This window comes from Serratia marcescens, assembly GCF_006715005.1.
In the GTDB taxonomy this organism is placed as follows: domain Bacteria; phylum Pseudomonadota; class Gammaproteobacteria; order Enterobacterales; family Enterobacteriaceae; genus Serratia; species Serratia montpellierensis.
In genome coordinates this window covers 4,119,480-4,140,633 of record NZ_VFMJ01000001.1, presented here as the reverse complement: position 1 = coordinate 4,140,633, position 21,154 = coordinate 4,119,480, and the positions used below count along the sequence as shown (strand labels likewise).

20 protein-coding genes, 1 tRNA gene and 2 pseudogenes are annotated in these 21,154 nt (G+C 50.2%); 14 read left to right on the top strand and 9 right to left on the bottom strand.

The features are described from left to right. The first annotated feature begins 9 nt into the window (after nt 1–9). The 3 genes from FHU12_RS20170 to FHU12_RS20160 all read left to right on the top strand — a co-directional run bounded on the left by FHU12_RS20170 (nt 10) and on the right by FHU12_RS20160 (nt 4,839). Complete coding sequence (locus FHU12_RS20170; RefSeq protein ID WP_141971388.1) at nt 10–2,505, top strand: fimbria/pilus outer membrane usher protein; 2,496 nt, start codon at nt 10–12, stop codon at nt 2,503–2,505. A 15-nt stretch (nt 2,506–2,520) separates the two neighbouring features. Next, nucleotides 2,521–3,585, top strand: coding sequence for a fimbrial protein (locus tag FHU12_RS20165; RefSeq protein WP_141971386.1), 1,065 nt, complete (start codon nt 2,521–2,523; stop codon nt 3,583–3,585). Nucleotides 3,586–4,170: 585 nt separating this feature from the next. After that, complete coding sequence (locus FHU12_RS20160) at nt 4,171–4,839, top strand: ATP-dependent Clp protease proteolytic subunit (RefSeq protein WP_141971384.1); 669 nt, start codon at nt 4,171–4,173, stop codon at nt 4,837–4,839. 31 nt (nt 4,840–4,870) lie between these two features. On the opposite strand, the pseudogene FHU12_RS20155 reads toward FHU12_RS20160, so the two are convergent. Continuing rightward, nucleotides 4,871–5,287, bottom strand: a pseudogene (locus FHU12_RS20155) (ABC transporter transmembrane domain-containing protein); the annotation flags it as partial. Nucleotides 5,288–5,292: 5 nt separating this feature from the next. After that, nucleotides 5,293–6,506 (bottom strand): IS3 family transposase gene (locus tag FHU12_RS20150; RefSeq protein ID WP_141971382.1). Its coding sequence is split into 2 segments (ribosomal slippage): nt 5,293–6,212 and nt 6,212–6,506, totalling 1,215 coding nucleotides; the frame shifts between segments, so codons are not numbered across the junction. A gap of 39 nt (nt 6,507–6,545) precedes the next feature. On the opposite strand from FHU12_RS20150, the pseudogene FHU12_RS20145 reads away from it, so the two are divergent. Together FHU12_RS20145 and FHU12_RS27460 are read left to right on the top strand one after the other, a co-directional pair. Next, nucleotides 6,546–7,481 (top strand): annotated as a pseudogene (locus FHU12_RS20145) (Rpn family recombination-promoting nuclease/putative transposase). A gap of 318 nt (nt 7,482–7,799) precedes the next feature. Then, nucleotides 7,800–8,102: a hypothetical protein gene (locus FHU12_RS27460; protein WP_260440745.1), complete on the top strand. Its 303-nt coding sequence runs from the start codon at nt 7,800–7,802 to the stop codon at nt 8,100–8,102. Nucleotides 8,103–8,581: 479 nt separating this feature from the next. Here FHU12_RS27460 and FHU12_RS20135 read toward each other — a convergent pair whose 3' ends face one another. Next, nucleotides 8,582–8,884 carry a PerC family transcriptional regulator gene (locus FHU12_RS20135; protein WP_042785956.1) on the bottom strand — a complete coding sequence of 101 codons (303 nt, stop codon included), beginning with the start codon at nt 8,882–8,884 and terminating at the stop codon, nt 8,582–8,584. Nucleotides 8,885–9,128: 244 nt separating this feature from the next. On the opposite strand from FHU12_RS20135, the gene FHU12_RS20130 reads away from it, so the two are divergent. From FHU12_RS20130 to FHU12_RS20115, 4 genes are all read left to right on the top strand, one after another. Beyond that, nucleotides 9,129–9,377, top strand: coding sequence for a CsbD family protein (locus FHU12_RS20130; protein WP_042785957.1), 249 nt, complete (start codon nt 9,129–9,131; stop codon nt 9,375–9,377). 69 nt (nt 9,378–9,446) lie between these two features. Continuing rightward, nucleotides 9,447–9,797 (top strand): hypothetical protein, encoded by a 351-nt coding sequence (locus FHU12_RS20125; protein ID WP_141971380.1) that lies wholly within the window; start codon nt 9,447–9,449, stop codon nt 9,795–9,797. 155 nt (nt 9,798–9,952) lie between these two features. Next, nucleotides 9,953–10,246, top strand: a complete 294-nt coding sequence (locus FHU12_RS20120; RefSeq protein WP_260440744.1) for a phage holin family protein — start codon at nt 9,953–9,955, stop codon at nt 10,244–10,246. A gap of 103 nt (nt 10,247–10,349) precedes the next feature. Next, complete coding sequence (locus FHU12_RS20115; protein WP_141971378.1) at nt 10,350–10,643, top strand: YqjK family protein; 294 nt, start codon at nt 10,350–10,352, stop codon at nt 10,641–10,643. Between the two features lie 139 nt (nt 10,644–10,782). Here the strand turns inward: FHU12_RS20115 and FHU12_RS20110 are convergent, their stop codons facing one another. The 5 genes from FHU12_RS20110 to FHU12_RS20095 form a co-directional block, all read right to left on the bottom strand. After that, nucleotides 10,783–11,016, bottom strand: a complete 234-nt coding sequence (locus FHU12_RS20110; RefSeq protein ID WP_042785960.1) for a hypothetical protein — start codon at nt 11,014–11,016, stop codon at nt 10,783–10,785. Between the two features lie 131 nt (nt 11,017–11,147). After that, nucleotides 11,148–11,312: a hypothetical protein gene (locus FHU12_RS27200; protein ID WP_185742330.1), complete on the bottom strand. Its 165-nt coding sequence runs from the start codon at nt 11,310–11,312 to the stop codon at nt 11,148–11,150. Nucleotides 11,313–11,579: 267 nt separating this feature from the next. Further along, nucleotides 11,580–11,804: a YgdI/YgdR family lipoprotein gene (locus FHU12_RS20105; protein WP_042785961.1), complete on the bottom strand. Its 225-nt coding sequence runs from the start codon at nt 11,802–11,804 to the stop codon at nt 11,580–11,582. 80 nt (nt 11,805–11,884) lie between these two features. Continuing rightward, on the bottom strand, nt 11,885–12,838 hold the full coding sequence (locus FHU12_RS20100) for a YrzE family protein (RefSeq protein WP_260440743.1): 954 nt from the start codon (nt 12,836–12,838) through the stop codon (nt 11,885–11,887). A gap of 244 nt (nt 12,839–13,082) precedes the next feature. Next, nucleotides 13,083–14,218 (bottom strand): IS3 family transposase gene (locus tag FHU12_RS20095; RefSeq protein WP_221627855.1). Its coding sequence is split into 2 segments (ribosomal slippage): nt 13,083–13,972 and nt 13,972–14,218, totalling 1,137 coding nucleotides; the frame shifts between segments, so codons are not numbered across the junction. A gap of 513 nt (nt 14,219–14,731) precedes the next feature. Here FHU12_RS20095 and FHU12_RS20085 point away from each other — a divergent pair. The 5 genes from FHU12_RS20085 to FHU12_RS20065 all read left to right on the top strand — a co-directional run bounded on the left by FHU12_RS20085 (nt 14,732) and on the right by FHU12_RS20065 (nt 20,814). Next, nucleotides 14,732–15,529 carry an SDR family NAD(P)-dependent oxidoreductase gene (locus FHU12_RS20085; RefSeq protein ID WP_260440742.1) on the top strand — a complete coding sequence of 266 codons (798 nt, stop codon included), beginning with the start codon at nt 14,732–14,734 and terminating at the stop codon, nt 15,527–15,529. Between the two features lie 127 nt (nt 15,530–15,656). Next, a complete protein-coding gene (locus FHU12_RS20080; protein ID WP_141971372.1) occupies nt 15,657–16,334 on the top strand; it encodes a helix-turn-helix transcriptional regulator in 678 nt (225 codons plus the stop codon). Nucleotides 16,335–16,728: 394 nt separating this feature from the next. After that, nucleotides 16,729–18,189 (top strand): ATP-binding domain-containing protein, encoded by a 1,461-nt coding sequence (locus tag FHU12_RS20075; protein WP_141971370.1) that lies wholly within the window; start codon nt 16,729–16,731, stop codon nt 18,187–18,189. Further along, nucleotides 18,183–19,733 (top strand): TraI domain-containing protein, encoded by a 1,551-nt coding sequence (locus FHU12_RS20070; protein ID WP_141971368.1) that lies wholly within the window; start codon nt 18,183–18,185, stop codon nt 19,731–19,733. The genes FHU12_RS20075 and FHU12_RS20070 overlap by 7 nt, the downstream gene beginning before the upstream one ends. Nucleotides 19,734–19,800: 67 nt before the next feature. Continuing rightward, on the top strand, nt 19,801–20,814 hold the full coding sequence (locus FHU12_RS20065; RefSeq protein WP_141971366.1) for a tyrosine-type recombinase/integrase: 1,014 nt from the start codon (nt 19,801–19,803) through the stop codon (nt 20,812–20,814). A 199-nt stretch (nt 20,815–21,013) separates the two neighbouring features. Here the strand turns inward: FHU12_RS20065 and FHU12_RS20060 are convergent. Next, nucleotides 21,014–21,089: transfer RNA gene (locus FHU12_RS20060), tRNA-Phe, on the bottom strand. Nucleotides 21,090–21,154: the final 65 nt, after the last annotated feature.

Below are 21,154 nucleotides of genomic sequence, written 5' to 3'. Positions count from 1 at the left end.
AGAACGGCTATGAAGCTTAAACTAAAATTGCTTTCGATACTGACCGCATCTGTATTCATACCGTTAAATAAAGCATCGGCGATGAAATTCGACACTTCTCTATTGGCCGGTGCGTCCAGCGAATCCGATCTGTCGCGTTTTTACCTCAATAATGACATGCCGGCAGGCACGCAAACGGTCGACGTGTATGTCAACCAGAGTTGGAAAGGGCGGTTCTCGTTGCAGTTTGGCGAACATAAAGGCGATATTCGCATCGCCCATCGTGACGCCGCCCTGTTGGGCATCGATATGAGTAGTTTGTCCATCGGGGTGGACAAGGGGCCGATCCCCGTCCAAACGTTGGTGCAAGGAGGAAGGGCGGACTTCGATGTGGGGACGTTGAGCCTTAAGCTGACGGTGCCCCAGTCGCGAGTGATTCGCGCAGAGGCCGGCTATGTTGATGCCAAATTTTGGGATCGCGGCGTGCCTGCGTTGCTGCTGGCCTATAACACCACCTATTACCACGTGCAGTCGTTGCAGGGCGACAAGGCGTCAAACGACGATTTCTATACCGGTTTGGAATCGGGGGTCAATCTGGCGGGTTGGCAATTCAGAGACAGCAGCAATTTCCGCAGCAGTTCGCGGCAAGGCAGCGATTGGCAAAATAATACTCGCTATGTGCAGCGTGGCTTCGCCGCCATCAAATCGAACCTGACGATGGGCGATTTCTATTCGCCGGGTGATTTGTTCGACTCGATTCGGGTACGGGGCGGCGCTTTAGCCTCGGATATCAACATGCGGCCCAATTCGCAGCAGGGCTTTTCGCCGATAGTACGGGGCGTGGCGCAGAGCAATGCCCTGGTGAAAGTATTGCAAAACGGCAACCTCATCTATCAGGAGAACGTGCCGCCGGGCGCCTTTACGCTGGACAACCTATTGCCGACCGGTTCTGCGGGGGATCTGTTGGTCGTGGTCAGGGAAGCCGACGGGCGGGAACAATCCTTTACCGTGCCGTTTTCCGCCGTTCCCAACATGTTGAAGCAGGGCGTCAGCAAATACGGCCTGGTGGCCGGTAAGGTCAATCAGACGGATACCGACTATGCGCCCGCTTTTGTTCAGGGCACGCTGCAGTACGGCTTCAATAATCTGGTCACCGGTTACGCCGGTACGATCCTCAGCGAGGACTATCGCGCCTGGCTGCTGGGCAGTGGCTGGAATCTGCCGTTCGGCGCGGTATCCGTCGATGTGACTCAGGCCTCGACGCATTTGCAGGATCGCAATGAGAATGGGCAAAGTTTTCGGATCGCCTACAGCAAGTTTTTGGACGCTACCGCAACCAACTTCACGCTGGCGGCATACCGTTATTCGACCAAAGGTTATTACAGTTTCAACGATGCCATCTACACCCATCAAGGCTACCGCGAGCGTGACAAGCGCTTTCACGATTATTGGAACGATCGGGATGACGATGAGCTTGCCCCGCTGGATTTGAATACCTGGGACGCCGTTCGAACCGCTCGTCCGCGCAATACCTTCAATTTGAACCTGAATCAGAGGCTCGCAGACGGGTGGGGCACGCTCTATTTCTCCGGCACCCAGCGCGACTATTGGTCGGATACGAATAAAAGCCGGGAATACCAGCTCGGGTACTCAAACGCCTTCGCGCGCGTCAGTTACAACATTTCCGCGAGTCGCGTGAGAAACTCCGATCGCAAAGAAGAGACGCGGTTTTATCTCTCTCTGAGTGTGCCGTTGTCGATGTTCGACAACAATGCCTATCTCAGCACCAGCTTATCCGCCACCGATTCGCACTATCAGCAAAGTTCGCTGAGCCTGAGCGGCAATGCGCTGGAATCAAACCGTCTGAGTTATGCGCTTGCCGGCAGCAATCAAAGCGGCGGTAACAGCATGGCGAGCATGAATGCCGCCTATCGCGCCAACGCGACGACTGTCGGCGGCTCTTACAGTGAATCATCAGACTATCGACAGTTGGGCATTAGCGCCCGCGGCAGCCTGGTGGCGATCCCTTGGCATTTGCTGGCGTCCAACGAAATGGGCAACACCATGATGGTGGTGGACGCGCCCAAGGCCAAAGGGCTGATGGTGAACGGCGACGAGAGCATCGTCACTAACGACGAAGGGCTGGCTTTGGTGCCTTATGCCACGCCTTACCGGCAAAACTCCGTGACATTGTCGGATACCGGCAACAGTTCCGGCGCCGAGATCGTCGGCAATATCGTACACAGCGTGCCCTATGCCGGCGCCGTCAACTATTTGAGATTCGAAACCGATCAGCGTCGGCCTTATACGCTGCGCGCCTTTAAGCGCGGCAATAAGCCCCTGCCATTTGGTGCGGAGGTGGCGGATCAAAGCGGGCATGCCATTGGCTTCGTCGGGCAGGCCAGCGTCCTGTATCTGCGGGGGGAGCAGCAGCCAACGTCGCTGGAGGTCAGGCTGAATGACGGTGTCTGCAAGATTGAACGCCCGAAAATCTCGATGGACAGCGCAGCCAACACATGTCGATAAAAGGATAATTACACCATGCTCAGGATACTCACACTGACCCTGTCCCTGTTGTTCAGCGGTTACAGCTACGCTTCATGCTACGGCAACGGCATCCAATATGCGCCGCCTATCTACGTCGATTTGTCGGATAAGCTCAGCGATAAAACACCGGTCTGGGAAGGCAGTTTTTATACGCAATACAGTGGTTCATTCAGTTGTTCAACCTCGAGCAGCGAATTCGGCTATACGCGCATCCTGTCAACCGACAGCACAAAGGCGACCATCCTGGGATTCAACAACGGTAAATATTGGATACGCGCGGAAATAACCAACGACATCGCCAACAAAAAACTTAGCGGTTGGGGATCGCACTCCGCTTCGGAATTGAATCAGCCGATGAATATTCGTTTCAGTCTGGTCAGCAAGACGGGCAAATCGATACCCGGCGACACGGTTAGCCTAAAGGACGTGATGTTCGTGACCGATCTGAGCGGGATGTCCTTGCTGGAGATCATTTTATGGCCCGCCAAGCAGTTGCTGAAGATCTTGACCTGGCTGCTCAACGACTTCAATTGGCCTTACGAGCAGCGCGATATGTACGGACAGCCGATGACCATCAAGTATGCGCCCAAGATGACGACCTGCACTTTCGACAATGCCGGCCTGGCGGTGAAGTTGCCAACGCTGGGGATATCGCAGATTACTCAGGGGGCGCAAAATGGCCTGACGCCCTTTACGCTGAATATCAGCTGTCAGAATCGGCAAAGTGGCGGCACGGCCGATCGGGATATCACTATGTTTTTATCCAGCAATAATCTGTTGTCTTCGGATAATACGGTTTTGATTGATAAAAGCCCTGAGGCGGCAAAAGGCATTGGCATCCGGCTGGTCAAGATGGCTTCGCCGAATAATCCCGTCACGCTGTCGCTTTCCAGCGTGACGCCAGGCACGGCGACTTCATTATTTCATGTGGGAGCCGGCAATGCCTTGGATGCGCAATTTTCTATCCGTATGGCTGCATATTACTATCCATTTACAATCAATAGTATGAGCTCGGGGTTAATTAATACGACAGCGACAGTTAATATAATTTACAAATAAGATTTATCACTAAATATAAGCTTTGTGTAATTAATTTAGACGTTAAATTGGTTATATTTAATAAATAATCTCTTTGCATTGCAGTGGCTTGGTGGTTCAATTGATTTCTTTTTTATTTAAAGTGTTGTTCAGAACGTTACCCAGTATGTAAGCTATAACCAGTTATGCCTGGTGCATTTTCGAATAAGGTATTGGTGGTTGTTCAGAACCAGCCTTTCGTTGCTGGCTTTTTGTTAAATCAAGGTATTTGGATTGAGTATTTTTTTTATGATGGTGTTGTACATAAAGATAAGGGACAGGATTCTCTTGTTACAATTTAACCTATATTTTAATGAGCATGCTCTAAAAATTCCGTATACTTCGGCGTCTCAGCATACGCGGCGTAATATCGATGAGCTATCGCTCCACATATCGGGTTCTAGACGTATTGACACGTTGCGAGAATATCCAATAAGTTATTTGCGTGTCCCGCTGCCAGGAGTTAGTTTGGCTTGAATGTGTATGAAAAAAAATTTATTTATCTTCGAGAAATAAGATGATTATCCTAGTGGGTCATTATTGTTTATAATCCTAAAGGATTAAGCTATGTTGAGAACGTCAATTGTTGTACTTGCGTTGGTTATTCCTGCTATTACACATGCGGAGATGCACTGGGTAAAAAATGATAAAATAAAACCGGATAACGTAGATACGGTTAAAATTGTCTATAACGGTGATGTAACTCCGACACTGGTGGCTGAGTTGATTTCAGCCCTCGATGAGATCAACGTGAATTACCCTGCCGCAAAATCTATTAAATTATTCATCAGCAGTTTTGGCGGTAGTATGGAAAGCGGATATTTGGCATATCAAGCCGTTAAAGGATCTAAGATTCCGGTTGAGACTATTAATGCCGGTATGACGGCATCTTCAGCGACATTAGTCTATTGCGGTGCGCCGAAGAGATATACTTTTCCTGATGCATCCTTCATGTTACATCCGTCCGCATCGCCAAACCTCAAAGCTGAGTGGATCAGGCCGAATGACGTCGAGTTTATAAGAAAGGACGTCGAGGACGGAAACAAATATTTTAAAAGCATCTATGGTAGTTGTACAACATTGGCACGTCAGGACGTTGAAAAAATTCTTTTTAGTAATGATTATGCCAGATACTTACGTCCAAAAGACGCGGAGAAGATAAAACTGTCTCAGGGAGTTGTAGAAGGGATCGCATCGACTTCCGTCTCTTATTATATTACGGAGGTTAAGAATTGAGTGCGGGATACCTTTCTTGATAATTCCTTTAGGGAAGGTCTGGTTTACGGTTTTCTCGTGGAGGTAGAGCAATATCGGCAATGCGTTTGTTATGCAGGCTCATCATGCGCAGCTGCAGTTAAAATTCTATCAGCGACTCTATACGGACAGAAAACTGCCCCTGCAAGGCACCGAAGGCGACGAACATGCCGATGGTCATCAGATTGTCGATCACTTGGCTGGTGCTCAGCCACAGTATGACGACCAGGTCGCAGGCCTCCACGAAGGTGTTGATCCCTCCAAACAGCATGTCTATTTTGGCTACCTGGATATCGGTGTTGATGGTGTCGATTTCAAGGTTGAGCCAGTGAGCGATGCGGCGTTCCGCCATGCCATGCATCTTGATCGTGGCAATACCGTACAGCGTCCCCATAAAATACGTGCCGGAGCGGGCATTTCTCACCAGTGTAGTGGTCAAGTAATACTGGCCACGGTTTTATAGTAAGAACGGTATCTGTTCTCTGATTCTTCCGGCGTTAGCCCCCCGTTGTAATGATGAGGTCTGACGCTATTGTAGTAATTCAGGATATAACCGCCGATTTGACGCCGGGCCTCATCACTCCCTGCGTAACCATTTGTCGGAACCCATTCTGTTTTCAGACTACGGAAGAAGCGTTCCATTGGGCTGTTATCCCAGCAGTTCCCTCGCCGACTGACGCTTTGCTTTATCCTGTAACGCCAGAGAACTTGTTGATATTTAAGGCCGGTATATTGGCTTCCCTGATCGCTATGGAACATGACCTCCCGGGGTTGGCCACGCATCTCATAGGCCATCCGTAGGGCACTACTTACCAACGCTGTATCGGCATTCGCTGACAGACTCCAGCCGATAATTCTGCGGGCAAAAAGATCCATGACAACTGCCAGATAGCACCAGCGATTTCCTGCCCAGATGTACGTAATATCTCCGCACCATACACGGTCTGGCTCCGGCACAGCGAACTGACGGTCGAGTAAGTTCGGCAAGCATGTATGTTCCTGACGGGCATTTTTATACTGATGTTTTCCGGGCTGACAACTACTCAGATTCAGGTATTTCATGAGACGCCCGGCACGGTAACGACTCATCGGGACGCCGTTCTGAGTCAGCATTTCAGCCAGAGTGCGTGCGCCAGCAGAGCCCCGACTCTGGTTCCATGCTTGGCGTATTTCGCTGCACAACCTGACTCGCGCTGGATTGACAGTATCGCGTCGTTTTCGCCAATATCGGCAACTGCTACGATGTATTCCCAGAGCGGAGCAAAGGGTAACAACCGTGTGGCTGTCACTCAGTCTGGCAACTATCGTGAACCGTTCAGTGAGTCGGACATCAAGAGCGCAGTAGCCTTTTTTAATATCGTATTCTGTTCCTCCAGGCGGCGAACCTGCTTTTCCAGCTCGCGGATACGTTGCTGCTCTGCAGTAATGGGGGTAGCAGAGTGCGTGATCCCCTGACGCTCTCGCCTGAGCTGGCGTACCCAGCTCTCAAGCGTGGTAGAGCCGACATTCATCGCCTCACTGGCTTGCCGATACGAGTATCCCTTATCAACAATCAGCTGTGCACATTCCAGCCTGGACTCAGGGGTGAAAGTACGCTTAGTTCTCTTGTTCATTAAGTCACCTGTTTCATGTTGAGGTGAGAATATCACCTTTAATCAGGTGGCCAAATTTACTGTGCCACTACAGTTTTGTTGCGTTTCGAGTGGGAATGGGGCGATGCCACTTTCCGACAATTTCTGACGCAACCTGAAATTTCCCGTGACTTCATGGACATACACCTGCCGGCCGACCTGCGGGCCATCTGTAACCTCAGCACGCTGAAGCTGGAGTCCGGCTCCTTTGTCGAAGATGACCTGCGCCAGTATTTCAGCGACGTGCTCTACAGCCTGAAAACCACCGCCGGCGCTGACGGTTACATGATGGTCCTTATCGAGCACCAGTCCAGCCCGGATAAGCACATGGCGTTTCGCCTCATTCGATATGCCGTTGCCGCCATGCAGCGTCACCTCGACGCCGGCCATAAATCGCTGCCGCTGATCATCCCGATACTTTTCTATACCGGCAAACGCAGCCCATACCCTTACTCGACTAACTGGCTGCAGGAGTTTGATGATCCGACGCTGGCCAGGAAACTGTACACCGGCATTCTCCGCTGGTTGATGTGACCGTCATCCCCGACGAAGAGATCATGGGCCACCGCAGCATGGCCGCCCTGACTCTGCTGCAGAAACATATCCGTCAGCGCGACCTGACCGAACTGACCGACAGACTGTCCGCCATTCTGCTGGCCGGCTATCTCTTCGCCCCAGGTGATTTCGCTGATACACTATATTATCCAGGCCGGTGAATCCGAGGATGCGCAGGCATTTGTCCGCGAACTGGCCCTGCGGGTTCCGCAACATGAGGAGGAACTGATGACTATCGCACAACAGCTTAAACAAAAAGGTATCGAGAATGGTATCGAGCAGGGTATCCAGTTGGGTGAACAGCGCGGCATTGAAAAAGGTGAGCGTGAAGCCTCACTGAAAATTGCCCGTGCCATGCTGGCCAATGGCCTCGATCGCGATTCGGTGATGCAAATGACCGGGCTGACAGCTGACGACCTGGCCCAAATTCGCCACTAATCCTTTGCGTCGACGGGCAGGACAGCCATTGACAGATAAAACCGCATCCGTTTCCCCGGAAAACACCACCTCAGCGCTCAGCCATCTGGCGTTCTGCGCCCTGGCGGCACTGGGGCTGGCACGCCCTATGCCGAAAACCTGTTCCTGATCCGTTGGCTGGCCATCGCCCAAAAGCAAAAACGCTTCCCAAGGAGCGTGGCGATTGATATCTAGTGGTTACTCGACCGCGGCCGTAAGCACGGCCCGGCTGGTCACCTGCGCCAGCATCTGGAATACCTGTGGCGTTTCTGCAGCGGCAACCTGGCCGCTCAGTCCGACATGTTCCGGCTCACCTACGCCTCTGAAACCCTGAAAGACCAGGGCTGGGACAATTATCTGCTGGACGCGAAAGAGTGGAAGTCCGGCGTCGTGCCGACACCGTCACAGCATAACGGGTTCTATGTCGAAAAAACGGCGCTGAACGCCGCTTTTGCCCTGGACGGTCGCCATCTGCACTCTGTCACATTTCGGGTGATCGGTGACGCCGACCGGTTTATGCATGTGATGGCCGAGTACGGACTGTGTACGCGCCGGCAGGGCAGCACGTCAGCCTACCACACCATAGCGCTCGAACCAGCATAATACCGCTACCGTCACGGTTCACATATTCCGCCAACGGCGCCGTCCCCTGCTGCCAAGACGATATCCACAAATTTGGGGGATAACCTGTGCGCATCGCCGGTAAAAATATTCACCTCAAAATGTGGGGCTAGTGCCCACCTCGCGGTTGACCTCACTATAGTCCCTTACCATTCCTCGTCGGTTTTATATTGAACTGGTTATACATACAGTGTGGTTATAATAACACGTTTCGTTTCCGACCAGAGGAGAACGCCCAATGAGCAATGTATCACGACCCCGCTAACACAGGACGTGGCCAAGTCGCGCTAAAGCACTGTAAGCGCCATTACCGCCACCGAGAAGGCGTTCAGCAAAGGTGCTAATGCACAAGGGCAACAATCCCGACCGGTCCGCTCGGCCTCGACATTGTGATCGGTAGGGATCTTCCGGTCGCCGCATCACCCAAATTGGGTTCCGGCGTAGAACCCCTTCCTGTTTGATTATTCCATTCGCCACAGATCCGGGTCGTTCGGCATGCCGTTTCTCGCCACGAGCGTCGCGCCCGCCGGCGCGGTGCCGTCACTGACACGGCGGACCTGTGCTGGCGCCCGTGCCAGGCAATAGCGCAGGCGCTGCAGCACCGCTTCTATCACGTGGTCGTCTGCCTCACGAAGCAGTACCTGCTGCCAGCGCGTGGCGGCACGCCGCCACAGCCCCTGCGACTCCAGGCGAAGAGCTGTTTTATCAGCAGGCAAAGCAACATAAGGCGAAGTGTTACCACGACAATAATACTGTGCACCCATACAATCTCTCCTTATCGAGGGTTACGCCAAAACCGCCAACATTTTCGGCTAGAGGTTTTACACTAAGAATACTGTGGTCAATTTGATTATATTATGGTCAAAAGCACCAAGCAGTTCATGCTTAGCTATCAAAAAAGCTGCTATAGCGTGTGTTTGAGTATTTGGCACAGTTTTTGTATAACGTTTATGCTGGCGAAATAAAGCTGGTTAAATATTCTGAGTCATAACCGTTATGGAGAACATCATGTTTGGGAAAGCTGAAGACAAAGTAAAAGAAGTTGCTGGCGAAGCGCAGGAAAAATACGGTGAACTGACCGACGATTACGGGCACCAGGTAAAAGGAGCGGCCCGTAAAGTCGCGGCACAGGGGAGTCAGGCAGCTCAGGAGGCTGCTGAAGTCGTACGTGATAATGTGGAAAACAATCCATTTGCGGCGATCTCCATCGCTGCGGGCATTGGCTTACTGATTGGTCTGCTCATTGGCCGTAAATAAGATAAACGCGGGCGCAAAGCCCGCTTTTTCTGATAGCGGGCGCTTTGCTATAATTTAAAGGAGTTAAAAATGAATATATTAAATATGGTTATCCTTTCTGCAACATTGGTATCAACAGGCGCTCTGGCCGAATCTATCAATGCTGAACATTTAAAAAACAAAGCAGGGCAGAAGGCTGAGCAGGCCACCAATCGTGCTGAAGAAACGGCTCACAAGGCAAAAAACCGGCTGGAGGAGAAACAACTTCAGGCTGAAAACCGGCTCAAAAACGGCGGAGAAGCAACCGCGACAGATAAGGTAAAGGAAAACTCACAGAAAGCCTGGAACCGGACCAAGGAAACCACAGAAAAAGGCTGGAATAAAACAAAAGAAGCCGCTCAACAGGCGGGTGACGCGGTAAGCGAAAAAGTAGGCCATTAACTCGATTCCCCGGCCTGTCCGGGGATACCGGATTAAACTTCGCGTTAACCTCTCTGGGCTGCGATTTAAAAAACACGGCAGAGCTATTGCTCGCCGGTCAGTGATGAAGCACAGTGGCAAAGAAGCCCTGTCGTACAAAACAGAAGGACGCCGTTATGAGAAAAATGAATGATCCGCAGCGGGGCCCCTCCCGTGGCCTGATAGACACTATTCGCCGCGTATTTACCGCCCTTACCGGAACGCTGCATACCCGCCTGGAGCTTGTAGCCGTTGAGCTGGAAGAAGAGAAAAGCCGCATTACCCATCTCCTGATAATGGTGGGGCTGACCCTTCTTTTCACTGCGTTTGGTATTATATCCCTTCTGGTGTTTATTCTGTTGTTAGCCTCACCGGAACATCGCCTCATGGTACTGGGGGGGCTTCCGCTATGTTTATTGTTCTCGCATTAGCTTCGAGCATTTTCATCAGACAAATAATTTCCCGTAGCAGAATATTGCCAGAGACCCGCAGACAACTCAGTAAGGATTTGAGCATTCTTAAGGGGGATGAAGCATGAATGTCAGGGAACTCAGGGAAAACCGTAAACAACAACTGTTGCAACAAATAGCACAACAGCGACAGATATTGAGCCTGTTAAAAAGTGATTGGCTAAGACTGTCGGAACCCGTTGATCGCGGCTGGCAGGCATTATACCGTTGCCGGGCTTTTACCGTTCCCGGTATCGGGATAGCCGCCCTGTATGCGCTCAAATCTAAACCAAGTCGTCTGTTCATATGGCCACGCAGAGCTGTGGCCGCATGGGGGGCAATGAAATTTATTCGTCAACGGATCCGCCTGTTCAGATAACAAGACAAGAGGCTGGTTTAGGTTCTCGCGCTCCATGATTGAACCACCGCCCCTAGTCTGTTTCAGCCTTCGAAAAATCTGGGGTTCCCATGTAGAACCCCCTTATTATCGCCTTCAGCCAGCTGCCTACGCTTTCGCATTATTTGCCAAACGCCCGTTCACGAGTTTCCAACTCCTCATCGCTGGCCAGTAACCCGTCAACTGAGACATCCCTATCTTTCCAGGCCAACAATGACCTGATGTCGTCAGAGCGTCGTTGACGATGCGCTTTGAGCATGTTGCGCCGCCGGGCGTTGTCGGCCATTGCCTTGCGCGCCAGTTCGCCGCGCGCCTTCAACATGGCCAGGTACAGCCGGTATTCCTGTTTATCCATGGCATGATTTCCTTATTGGGGATGGATGGGTCGTGCCAATTTGATATTGGGAGTAGTCGTCTCATCCGGGGCGTATTGACGTTTAGGATGAGATCGACTTTCCAGAGTTTGCACGAACCATATTAACCTCATCATTTTTCAATTACAGCAGGATCTGAGCTATATCCAGAAGCCTTTTCAGCATCCCTTACCTGCTCCCGCAAAGATTTATTAGGGGTTTCAGGACAACCTACAAGAATTAACGTAAAAATAAACATCAGTGTAAATCGTAAAATTGCCAGGCTGTATTTATTCACCAGGCTTTCCTTAATTTATTAAAAGAATAAAGCACGCTCCAAACCTATTCCATTAAAGTTAGTTACATCTTTTTATATGAGAATCCCTCTATAAAAAAGTGGTTTCTTAGACGGCATCTTAATGGTTGGATGATGGGTGTAACATTTTAATAACTATAGATACCAATCAGTTCTGTTGATTAATGAAGACCCTTGTAATAAGGGGCTTCATTAAAAAATAACACTGTTACTTAACTAATTTATTTTACTTCTATCCTCTTAACTTCATTATGGGATCTCTGAAATTTCTTTCACTTCAGACTGGTTAATTTGCTGTTTGACGCCATTAGCATCGGTGTAGCCTACCAAGCCTGCGCTGGTCTGGGCCGGTTTAACTTTACTGACTATAGTACGGCCGTCATGTGTATAGATGGCATAACTTGAACGTGTGCATCCCGATAGGGCCATGATGGAAAAAATGACGGTCGCAGCGTACATTAGCGATTTTCTCATAAGTCTCTCCTTAACAGCATGAACATAGCTAAAATTGCACTCAATCTGATTAGATCTCTTGATAACGCTAAACCAGCCTATCAGCTTCGAATATGACGGGCATTCGTCTTTACGCCCCATAACCCGGCCAACGCACTGATGATTGCTCCAAGAAGCAAGGCAAAGAATGACCACAGAGCCGCACGCGCCAATGCATCTGCAGCTGCGGCAGCCTGCTCACGTGCTTTCTGTTTAAGCTCGGCATACTTTTGCTTCGCCTCATTAATTTTCGCTTCTGCTTCATCGAGACGTTGCTTAACGATTTGAGCTGTTTTTTCTTTTGTATCGATCAAGTTAGTGACTGTTTTATCAACCTCTGCAGGAGACATGTCGGTGTTTTCACTCAGCGCTTTTTTCAATGAGTCCTGGTTGACATCCTGAGTAATTGCATCCGCGCGCTTTTTCAGCTTACTAATAAGTTTCTGTATGATAGCGTCATTGCTATCAGGCTGGTTGAAGAAAGCCTTAATCGCATCACTCAAATCCGCTTTAGCACCATTAAGCTGCTGCTGCATAAATTCTGGCTGCAACGAAGGTATATCGCTCTTTTTCAATGCAGCTACCACATCCGATTTTAGGTTTTCCGGCTCAAGTTTTGTGTCGATGTCCAACTGGTCAAAGAGATTTTTTCCCACATTTGTCACTCCGGAAGCACCGTTTCCAAGCGCAGAGCCTGCACCTGAAAGCAGGCTACCTGAGGTAGAAGCTATGGCGCCGAGCGCATTACCAGTCATCTTAACGGCTGAGCCAACCAACAAGGTTCCCAGAACTGCAGCAACAATGAGCGCTGTAGCCCACACCAGGAAGCCATGAATGAGACCATCATTTGCTGCCAGACGACCGGCGACGAAAGCGCCGATGGCAAGACTGACAATAATCGAGATTGCAGACCAGACGGCAACGGTGGTTCCCGCTCCATTTACCGGATCGTCCGAAGCCGGGTCAACAATGGAAAGCCCAAGACTTGTACCCAGCGTTGACAACAGTAATGACACGGCCAATACAGTGATCACACCGCCTATTACGCTACCCCATGATATTTTTTTTCAACAACCATCCCATTTCCCATTTTCATTTACGATCCTTTTCATGTTGTTAACATTGTGTTAATGTTTGCTGAAAGAGATGCCACAGTCTCAATCGAGCCATAACAAACATAGCAATAATAATCAGTTATGCCAAATCTACGGAAAAAAATCGTTACTGGACTGACCCCACGACCGTAGACATATCCTGTCCTCACGACGAGGCCCGTTCAAAGGCCTCCGGACTGACGCCGCCAAGGTGACTGTGACGCCGGGCCCGGTTGTAGAACACTTCAATGTAATCGAAGATATCCGCCCGGGCCAGATCCCGGGTTTTGTATATTCTCTTCCTGATGCGTTCTTTTTTCAGTGAACTGAAGAACGATTCGGCCACCGCATTATCCCAACAGTTGCCACGCCGGCTCATACTGGGTGCCAGGTTATTGGCCCGACAGAACCGTTGCCAGTCGTCGCTGCCGTACTGGCTGCCCTGGTCTGAGTGCACGATGACCTCGCTGTCCGGTTTACGTCGCCAGACCGCCATCATCAGCGCATCCAGTGCCAGTTCGCGTGAGAGGGTCGGCTTCATCGACCAACCCACCACGTTACGGGCAAAGAGGTCGATAACCACCGCCAGATACAACCATCCCTGCCAGGTCCGGATATAAGTGATGTCGGTGACCCAGACCTGATTGGCCCGGACAACGGTAAACTGCCGCTGTACGCGATTAGGAGCAACCACCGAAGGTCGGCCGGCGATACGCCGTGGTGCTTTATAGCCCCGCACGGCTTTAATCCGGTTCAGTTGCATAATACGGCCCACCCGGTTTTTGCCGCAGGTTTCCCCGATTTCGTTCAGATCGCCATGAACCCGCCGGTAACCGTATACGCCTCCGCTCAGTGAATATGAATCACGGATAAGCGTCAGCAGACGCTGGTTATCTTTATCACGCGCCGAGACCGGGTTGTGCAGCCACGCGTAGAACCCGGCCCGGGCGACATGCAGTACCCGACACATCGTCATCACACCCCATACAGTGCGGTGCTCATTGATAAAGCGGTACTTCAGTCGGGCTCCCTTGCAAAGTACCGCGCGGCCTTTTTCAGGATATCCCGTTCTTCTTCGGTACGTTTTAGCTGTGCCCGTAGTTTCAGGATCTCGCTTTTGGCTTCCAGTAAATCCCTAGCATGCTGTTCGCTGTTATCAGGTTTGATAGCCCGTAGCCACTTGTAGAGGCTGTGTGCAGAAACACCCAGACGGTCAGATACTTCGGCAACGGAATAACCGCGTTCCGTTATCTGACGGACGGCTTCTTCCTTAAATTCAGGTGTAAATCGTGGTGTGCCCATACGCTCCTCCTATGCTCAAACTATAGGGCAGGATCGTCTACCGGGGTGGGGTCAGTCCAGTCTCGCCATTCACGTTGACGCTAAAATTGGTGCCGACCTCGACACGAGCGCATGGCGAGCTTATTCCTCTATTTCGCGATATGAAGAAAATCGAATCCTGATGAAACTCATTATTCGATAGAAATAATAATTTCAGTCGAGTACGGGCATCCAATAGCGTAACTATCTGTTGATTATGAGTTAATTGTTGATTGAAGTATGGATTGATTGTATGAACCACACCTGAAGTTGTCCAGGTAAGTCATCGAACAGGCAATAGGATCGCATTTAAAGTAAAATAAATCATTATGAGCCGTAGAGAGTCATACAGCTTTCACTCTGAAGTGTGGCTAGTGAGTGTAGCGCCCCAGCGAGGAGTCGTTATGAAAGTACATACGGATTTCCTCTGGTTGCCTTTTATAATTAAAAGGGTGTAGTCTTTTCAATAGCATTTCGTTACCCATGGTATGAGTAATGATTCTCTACCGTCAGATATTTACAACCAATCTTGAGGATTTTTTAATGTCAGCAAAAGTAGTTGTAATAACAGGTGCGCTTTCTGGGATTGGCGAAGAGTGTTGCCGTCAGTTTGCAAAAAACGGTTATAATGTAATATTTTCCGGCCGAAAAACCAAGCGTGGTGAAGAGCTACAAGAGGAGCTGAGGGACATTAATTCTCAAAGTCACTTTGTGCTTGCTGATGTTGCTTTTGAAGAACAAGTGGCCTCCTTGATGGAAATGGCCTGTCAAATGTACGGTAAAATTGACACGGTAATTCACAGTGCAGGAACAGAGGGGCTACCCGCACCCTATGCTCAAACTACCGTCGAAGACTTTCATCGGGTATTTGATACTAATGTCCTGGGCACACTGCTTGTGATGAAGCATGCTTTGCCTGTTATGTGCAAGCGGGGGACTGGCAGTTTAATTAATATATCTTCGCAAGCTGGATTGGTTGGTATCCCTAGAGGAAGCGTGTACGCTGCCAGTAAACATGCAGTCAATGGGCTTACGCGCTCCGTAGCACTTGAGGTCGCAGCTAAAGGTATTAGGGTTAATGCGATTGCGCCAGGCCCCGTTGATACTGATATGTTTGATCGCTTTGTTGGCCGGAATGAAGAAGCGAAAGCCGAATTTCTTAGTCGAATGCCTACCGGGCGTACAGCAACTACTGGGGAGATTGCTGCTACGGCTTTATTTCTCTCCTCCGATGCTGCTCGGTCCATCATAGGACAAATCATTACGGTTGATGGTGGGTATTCGGTTGGTTAGAACAAAGCCTGATGCTGTAAAGCCCACCATATTGAGTGGGCTTTACAGTATCAAATGGGTTTGAATCCATATCCACCTATTGTCAACACCTCACTTACAGCTTGTTTCCAGATATCTGAGGCATTCTATGAAAAAGGGAAAACGGATTTTCACAGGAGCAGAGCAAGCCCTTGAGCCAACAATTGAATCCTATATGGACAAACCATTAATTCATGCTGGCGGTGGTATTATCCTTGTGAAGGACCTGAACCACCGCTTTGTGGCATCTAACGCGGTATTTAGTCGTTTCTCAGGCGTACATCCACATAAGCTTCAGGGGCTTAATGACTTTGACATGCCCTGGGCTGATAGAAGGGATATTTATACCAATCATGAGAATGCGATTCTATCTGGCGAGCGTTATAATGTTCTTGAACCTTTGCCTGGAGTGATTAAGGCCTTTTTGCACACATCCAAAGAAATTATTTATGATGCAAACGGGTATCCTGCAGGAACGCTTGCAACTGCTATTATCATGAATGGTGTCTTTGATTTTTCTAACATAGCTGGAACATCAAAACTTATGAGAGTATCCCCCTACCAAGGGGTGAACCTTACTGCTAATGAGGCTAAGATCCTGTTTTTTGTTCTTAAGGGAGTGAAAAGGAAACAGGTTTCAGATGTGATGAATATTACACCGGCGAACTATGATTATTATTTGAGAAACATTAAGTTTAAATTTCATGCTGGTTCAATAGTGAATCTAATAGAGATTTGCATTGAGCGTGGGTATCATGAAAACTTTCCTTTTCAGATGGTTGTGTAATATGTTAACTTTCATGACCTATGAAAACTCATAGGTTTTCATTTTTTGGTATTTGATTCTCTGGTCTGTTAACTTTATCCTGTAATCACTGAATAGGTGGAGTGTTAATTTTCCTGCATCGAAGCGATTGCAATACCAGGGGAGTATAAGAAGATAAAAAGACCGTGTGCCGGTCAAGTGTATTAATTTTTAATCTGCAACAACATTGGGCGCTAAATATTAATGGTGTGTGACCATAGTATTTGGCGTTTTTTTTAAGACTACTGCAACAGCAATACAACGTAAGGCAATTTACCCTGTAAATCTTTTCTTTCGGAAAAAGGTTTTTTGGTGGCGCTTGTCGTGCTGAACTGCGCAGGATAAGCGCCGGTCATGTGATTACGGAGTGCTGCTGATGTCTTATTCTGATACGCCCGAACAGGCTGCCATCATCGGTTGGTCTGGCCATCGCCTGGTGGTCAGGCCCTTTGCCGGCACCGGCAAAACGTCCACGCTGGTTCGGTTTGCCCAGGCAAACCCGGACCACAAAATGCTTTATCTCGCCTATAACCGTGCAGTCAGGGATGAGGCCGAGCAAAAATTCCCGTTCAACGTCGAATGCAAGACGTCACACCAGCTGGCCTGGCCCAACTTTGGGCGCCATTACCGGCAGCGGCTGACGGCTAATCTGCGTATCACCGACGTGGCCCGTCAGCTCAATACCCGCCATTGGCCACTGGCCCGCACATCTATCACGACGTTTAACGCCTTCCTCTGCAGCGGAGATGCTGAATTAGGCCCGCAACACCTGCCTAATGAAGAGGCGCGTAGCGGCCTGTCTCCCGATAAAATTCTAGCGGCCGCGCATCTGCTGTGGCGTGAGTCTGCGTGCCAGGACGGCACCTTCCCTGTCACCCATGACATTTACCTCAAGCTTTATCAGCTCTCGCAGCCTGACCTCTCCAGACGCTGGCAGACGCTCTTGTTTGACGAGGGGCAGGATGCAAATCCGGTGACGCAGTCGCTGGTACTGGCGCAGTGCTGTGATGTGGTGCTGGTTGGCGATCGGCATCAACAAATCTATCGGTTCCGGGGCGCGGAGAATGCTCTTGACGCCTCAGAGCTGGCTTATGCGGACCAGCTTTACCTGACTCACAGTTTCCGTTTTGGCCCCGCCGTGGCCCGGGTGGCCAACAGGCTGCTGGCCCGACAAGGCGAAACGGTGCCCGTGGTCGGGGAGTGGGGAAACGACAGGGTTGTGACGTGTTTACCCGATGACGTAAAGGCGCAATCTGTTGCCGTATTGAACCGCACGGTGGCCGGTGTCATCGGCGCGGCACTGGATGCCAGTCTGGCCGGCAAGAAGGTGTATTGGGTCGGCGGTATCGTCGGCTACAAGACCGAGGAACTGGAAGACCTGTACTGGTTCTCGGCGGACATGCCCGAACGAATGCACTCCCCGCAGCTTTCCCGGGATTACCGTAACTTTGAGGAGTTTGAGGCGGTGGCCAGGGCGACCAAAGATGCGGAAATGAACCAGGGGCTCCGGTTGCTTGACCTGTACTTCCCGCTGCCGAAAAAGCTACAGGTGATGCGTGAGCATGCGGTTACTGACGAAAGTCAGGCGCAGGTGACCGTGTCGACGGCGCACCGCAGCAAGGGACTGGAGTGGCCGGTGGTGGTGCTGGACGAAGATTTTGCGGATATCACGGACCCTTTGATGACCGAGTGTGAGCGTACCGATGAAACCAACCTGCTGTATGTCGCCGTGACCCGGACCAAGGAAACGTTGGTGCTGAACGGATTGCTGCAGATGCTGATGGAGAAGGGCGACGAGGGCGAGGATGTTGCCGACACGGGAGACCCTGTATGCTGAAAGCCATCAAAGAGATGCTGGTTGGGACCAGGGAAATGCTGGTGAGGTCAACAGCACGCGTTTCAACCCCGCAGAGCCCAGCAGGCTATTTTATGCCGGCGACCGCCGAGCAGTTGCTAGACACGGCATCTCGCAAGCAGTGTCTGCAGCAACTGTGGGAGAACAGCGTACTGCCCAAAGACCTCTATACGGATTTCTATCTGCAGCCGCTGAATCAGCTAATGACGCTGATGCAGGTACTGCCGGCTGCGCAGCAGGGGGAGTATGCCCGGGAGGGCGGGTTGGCTGAGGTAACCCTCCAGACGGTGGCCTATGCGGTGCGCCTTGCCAAGGGACATATGCTGCCCCCGGGAGCGGCGCCGGAAGAACAGGCAGCCCAAAATGTGCAGTGGAACATGGTGGTGTTCTATGCGGCACTGTGGCACTACCTGCCGCTGTTTAGCCAACTGGAGGGTGAGCTCCGGAGCGGTCAGCCCTGGTTAGTTGGTGTGGTCATCCCCATAGAACCTTACCGCTTTCGGTTCACTGCTACCTCGTCAGATCCGGTATTGGTGACAAGTCAGAGCACGATGATTGCGGCACGTTTGCTGCCGGCAGCGGTCACCGACTGGCTGTCAGCACTGCCGGTGTCCATTCAGTCGTTGATGCTGATTGCGTTACGTCAACCGAGTGCATTACCGGTGATAGACGACATTGTCCAGGAGGCGGTCAGGCTGGCCCGTGGCGAGGATTTATTGGCTGCCCTGCAGGAAGGTGGGGCTGCGCTTGTAACACCGGCAGTGCCATTAACGCCGATGGTGCCGGCAGTTGAAAAAGAAACTTTCACTCCGCCGGTGTCGTCGATTGATTTGCAAAGCACAGTCAGCAGCACCCACTCACCTCTTATCGAGGAACAACTGCTGGCAGAGATAGCAGGCCCGTCTAACGGGAATGCACCGTCTGCTCCGGTGAACCAGGCAAAACAGGCATTAGGAGACGCCCCTCACGAAGATGAAGGCCCTATGCCTGCTGATAATCCTGTGCTTACTGCTGAAGTGGCTCAGGAGGTTGACGCAGCCGAAGTAAACCAGGAGTCAGACGGAGGCGATGATATCGCTTCCGAAGCGGCGTTTTCAACCCCCAAACTTGGCGCTCCTCAAATACCAACACCGGCTATTGAAGCTAATGAAGGGGTAGCGCCCGGAGACGCATTTTGGCGTTGGTTAGCTGATGGACTCAATTCTAATCAAATCCTCATTAACACTGGAGAGGCTAGGGTTCATCTTGTTTCTGGTTTTGTCTTTATAACCGTGCCTGGAGTTTTTTATTTGTATTTGAAACAGACGGGTCTGGATGGCTCTCAGCGAGAAGTCCTTCAGGAAGACTTTGAACGCCTGGAAAAACACCGCAGGGGGAAGGGTAAGCGATTTTATTTTGCGTACCTGTATAAAACATCAGAGTGCACAGGTGCGTTTAAACGAACCAAAGGTTATCTCGTTAAAGCAAGTTTGCTCTATCGGGGCGAAAAACTACCTGACGACAGTCCGGTATTAGTGATCCCTTAACAGGGATTAATCGTGTCATGCGAACATATCATGCTCGCATGATTTTTGTTTAAGCTAGGGAGATATCATGCATAAATTGCGTGCTATGGATTGGGAAACTCTGCTTGAGGAATATTTTTTCTCAAAAGCGCTACGTCCAGAAACTGAAAAGAGTTATTTCCGTGTCGTTGCCGTTTTCAGGAAGTTTATTGGGTATGACAAGTTACCTGATGACGTTACAAATCGAGAGCTGATTTTGTGGCGTAGAGACATGCTTGGAAGGGGGATTACAACAAGTACCTGGAATAATAAAGCTCGCCATTTGCGTGCGATCTACAATCAGGGGATAAAGAAAAAATGGTTAAACATAGAGGAAAATCCTTTAAACGAAACGCAAGTACCACCAGGTAGTAAGCGTAAAAAAATACTGAACCGTGACCAGTTGGTCAGGATTAATCTGGTGTTAGAGCAATTTGAAGAACGCGAAAAAAGCCACGTGGGCAAAAGCCGTTCCTGTGCTCTTTTTCCTGTTTGGTATTGGCGGACGGTTATCGACGTTTTGCGTTCGACGGGGATGAGACAAAACCAGTTGTTACATATACGTCTTATGGATGTTGATCTTGAGGCAAACTCGATGTTGCTGTGTAAAGAGGGGAGTAAAACTCATCGTGAGTGGTTGGTTCCTATCGTCAGTTTTGTCCGCGAACGTATGCGAATACTTGTTAGTCGGGCAATTGAACAGGGGGCCGAACCGGCAGATTATCTGTTCGATGTGGCGCGATTCTTGGCGCCATTGGGTGAGGTTGACTCAGAGCCAGCAATACAACCTGTTCGCTCGTTTTTCACCAGACTAACAAAAGAGTGTGGTTTTAAGGTAAGTCCACATCGGTTCAGGCATACACTGGCGACTGAGATGATGAAGTCACCAGATCGTAATTTGGCAATGGTTAAAGGTCTGCTGGGACATCGAAGTGTCAGTACAACGATGGAGTATGTTGAGCTGGATTTGAAGATGACAGGGCAAGCACTTGAGAATGAATTATCACTGTATATGGATGTCGCCACCAACGGTGAAAAAGGGCGCAGACACGCCTTGACATAATTTTAACAAGCTGTAAAAATCACCAGTGATCGAGAAAAGGACGCCTGTGCAGGAACGCAGGCATCCATTTTAAGAGGAACCTAGTTATTAACATCGAGTGTGCAAATTCGAAAAAACATTGCGATATCAATCTGTTAGTTCCATTGTTTTGCCCGTTAAAGGGATTGCCTCTAACCAGCTCGCTTTCATGCAGAATTAATGGTGCCCGGACTCGGAATCGAACCAAGGACACGGGGATTTTCAATCCCCTGCTCTACCGACTGAGCTATCCGGGCAACGCGCAGCATTAAACCGTATTGGCCGAAATCCGTCAACGGCTTTATGCGTGAAAGACGTTAAA